At 75.7% G+C, this 1,496-nt stretch carries 2 protein-coding genes; one reads left to right on the top strand and one right to left on the bottom strand.

What is annotated here, in order from left to right:
• On the bottom strand, window positions 1–509 hold a 509-nt coding region (locus tag AB0O00_RS39070), incomplete at its 3' end, for a helix-turn-helix domain-containing protein (RefSeq protein WP_363659427.1).
• A gap of 144 nt (window positions 510–653) precedes the next feature.
• On the opposite strand from AB0O00_RS39070, the gene AB0O00_RS39065 reads away from it, so the two are divergent.
• The coding region (locus AB0O00_RS39065) for an aminotransferase class V-fold PLP-dependent enzyme (RefSeq protein ID WP_363659426.1) at window positions 654–1,496 on the top strand (843 nt) is incomplete at its 3' end.

The following is a 1,496-nucleotide window of genomic DNA, read 5'->3' as shown; positions in this document are numbered from 1 at the left end:
TGCTCGGCCGACTCCGCCGCCCAGCCCCGGCGGCGCACCGCCGCCAGCTCCGGTGGCAGCTCCTCCTCGCGGGCGCCGTCCGCCGGCAGCCCGGCCAGCAGCACCCGGCCGATCGCCGTTCCCGTGGCCGGCGCGCGCCGCCCGATCCGCGACGGCCGCCGGACGCCGTGCCCGGCGAGCTCGTCGACGTACAGCACCTCGCCGTCCTGCAGGACGGCCAGCTGGACGGTGAGACCGCAGCGCGCGTTCAGTGCGGCCAGGTACGGCGCGGCCACCTGCCGGACGTCGATTTCCTCCAGCGCCCGGTGCGCCAGCGACAGCAGCCGGCCGCCCAGGCGGTAGCGGCGGTCCGGCTGGCGCTGCGCGAAGCCGTGCTCCTCCAGCGTGCGCAGCAGGCGCAGCGCGGTGGACTTGTGGACGCCGATGCTGCCCGCCGCCTGCTCCAGCGTCACCGGCCCGTCGCCGAGCGACCCGAGCAGCGTGAGGGCGCGGTCGACCGACTGCGACATGGCGTCCCCCGAGATCCGACGAGAAGTGTCCGTCAGGCTAACCGCTGGGCCGCCCGGTGGCCCAAACCGGTCCCGGAGGGGGCTGTCCTGATCGGTGAGCGGGCTGGAACAAGGGAGGGAAACGCCCTCTACAATCGGAGGGTTATGCCATACCTGGACCATGCGGCGACCACGCCGATGCTGCCCGAGGCGATCGCGGCGATGACGGCGCACCTCGGTGTCGTCGGCAACGCCTCCTCCCTGCACGCCGCCGGCCGCCGGGCCCGCCGCGTCGTCGAGGAGGCGCGCGAGTCGCTCGCCGAATCGCTGGGCGCCCGGCCGAGCGAGATCGTCCTCACCGGCGGCGGCACCGAGTCCGACAACCTCGCCGTCAAGGGCCTGTACTGGGCCCGGCGGGACGCCGACCCGGCCCGTACGCGGGTGCTGTGCAGCCCGGTCGAGCACCACGCGGTGCTCGACGCGGTGCACTGGCTCTCCGAGCACGAGGGCGCCACCGTCGAGTACCTGCCGGTCGACGGACTCGGGCGGGTCCACCCGCAGGCGCTGCGCGAGGCGATCGAACGGGACCCGGGCTCGGTCGCCCTGGTCACCGTGATGTGGGCCAACAACGAGGTCGGCACCGTCCAGCCGGTGCACGAACTCGCGGCCGTGGCATCCGAGTTCGGCATCCCGATGCACGCCGACGCGGTGCAGGCGCTCGGGCAGGTCCCGGTCTCCTTCGCGGACTCCGGGCTCACCGCGGTCACCGTCACCGGGCACAAGATCGGCGGCCCGTTCGGCATCGGCGCGCTGCTGCTCTCGCGCGGCGCCGCGCCCGTCCCGCTGCTGCACGGCGGCGGCCAGGAGCGCGACGTCCGCTCCGGCACCCTCGACGCACCCGCCGCCGCGGGCTTCGCGGCGGCCGCGGAGATCGCCGTCGGGCGGCGGGCCGAGCACGCGGCGGCGCTCGGCGCGCTGCGCGACGACCTGATCGCCTCGGTGCTGGCC

This window comes from Kitasatospora sp. NPDC093558, from assembly GCF_040683475.1.
GTDB lineage: Bacteria > Actinomycetota > Actinomycetes > Streptomycetales > Streptomycetaceae > Kitasatospora.
Note: the sequence above shows the minus strand (reverse complement) of the source record. Positions and strands in the feature narration are given on the sequence as shown.